The following is a 462-nucleotide window of genomic DNA, read 5'->3' on the forward strand; positions in this document are numbered from 1 at the left end:
AGTTCTAAAGGAACTAACGTTATTACGCATAAAAAAAACAAGCAATTATTATTACCGGACAAAAACCATATATAGCACTATAAAACAATTAATTAACATCCATAAAAACCAAGATATGTATGCTATCGATATCATCAGAGACGATTTTCAATTAAAAAGTTATAATTCACATGTGGTGGTAAGCAGGTCTGTTGTGTATTTAGTTTTAGATAACACAAAATAGATTTAAGAAATGGATAAAAACAACAAGGAAATCGATCTGATCAAAAAACTATTATCAGATCGATTAGACAAAAAAGGACGTAAAAAGCTCTATCATTCGAATTTGATAAAGAAACAAATGAGAAAACAATGGAATGAAAACAAAAATAATCCGGTAGATACAGAGATTGGAAATCAGATATGGAATAAGATCGAGAACAGATGCAAAAAAGTTCACAAAAGAATAGTTCCTTTAGAACT

General features: G+C 28.8%; 2 protein-coding genes. Both read left to right on the forward strand.

Annotation, left to right across the window (positions count from 1 at the left end):
- Positions 1–223: hypothetical protein (locus tag JZY04_RS21085; protein WP_220577471.1), on the forward strand; the 223-nt coding region annotated here is incomplete at its 5' end.
- 9 nt (positions 224–232) lie between these two features.
- A partial coding sequence (locus JZY04_RS21090; RefSeq protein ID WP_005820933.1) for a hypothetical protein occupies positions 233–462 on the forward strand: 230 nt, incomplete at its 3' end.

Origin of the sequence: Bacteroides sp. 11BF (assembly GCF_019633765.1) — a bacterium.
GTDB classification, from domain to species: domain Bacteria; phylum Bacteroidota; class Bacteroidia; order Bacteroidales; family Bacteroidaceae; genus Bacteroides; species Bacteroides hominis.